Source organism: Bartonella sp. MR110HLJHH (genome assembly GCF_042194225.1).
Lineage (GTDB): Bacteria > Pseudomonadota > Alphaproteobacteria > Rhizobiales > Rhizobiaceae > Bartonella > Bartonella grahamii.
Genome location: NZ_JBHIMQ010000072.1, coordinates 1 through 984 on the forward strand (window position 1 = coordinate 1; position 984 = coordinate 984).

General features: G+C 40.3%; 1 protein-coding gene. It reads left to right on the forward strand.

Annotated elements, in window-relative coordinates; translation table 11 throughout:
* On the forward strand, positions 1 to 984 hold a 984-nt coding region (locus ACFIKB_RS09375; RefSeq protein ID WP_375653488.1), incomplete at both ends, for an ABC transporter substrate-binding protein.

Consider the following 984-nt stretch of genomic DNA (forward strand, 5'->3'; position numbering starts at 1 on the left):
TGCAACAGCTTTGCTTGATCGTAAGACGATCATGAAACACGAAAAAAATGGTGATTTGGGAAATCAGTATTTGAAAACTCATGCTGCTTGCGTTGGTCCTTATCAGTTAAAAAGTTGGCGCCCTGGAGAAGCGATTTTATTGCGTGCAAGCTCTCATTATTGGGGACAAGAACCTAAACTAAAACAGATTTTAATTCGCCATGTTGCGGAGCCTGGAACACAACGCTTGTTGTTGCAAAAACATGATATTGATGTTGCTCGTAATTTGACACCTGAAGATCTTGCAGATCTGCAAAAAACAACAGATGTTAAAGTTGAAAAAGTGTTGGTGCCAACCATGATGTATTGGGGATTCAATACGACGAATCCCATTTTTGCTAAGGAAAAAGTACGTTTGGCGATGCGTTATCTTATAGATTATGAAGGTCTTGGCAAGAAACTTCTCAAAGGGATTGGTATTCCACGGGCAAGTTTTGTTCCTCTTGGCAATCTTGGGGCTTTGGATGAAAAAGAAGGGCAACCCTTTAAGCTTGATATTCAAAAAGCCAAGCAGCTTTTAGCAGAGGCCGGTTATCCGAACGGATTTGAGGCAAATTTTCTCGTATCAAATGCTCCTTATACTTTGTTACTTGCTCAGTCACTCCAAGATAGTGCTGCGCAGGCGGGGGTGCGTCTTAAAATTGAGCGATTGGCAGGTACACAGTTGTTTTCCAAACTTTATGCCCGAGCTTTTGATACAATTTTTGTTGGATGGAATAATGATTCTGCGGATCCTCATACAATGGCTTCACGTCTTGTTTATAATCCAGATAATCGGTTTGAGGCAAAAAATACAGCTTATCCTAGTTGGCAGCATGGATATTTTGATGCCAAGATGAATCAAAAAGTTGAAGATGCGTTGTTTCAAAAAGATCCGCAAAAACGGGCGCAAATATATGCTGATTTACAACGTGAACTTATGCAAAAAGGACCTTATGCGTTTAT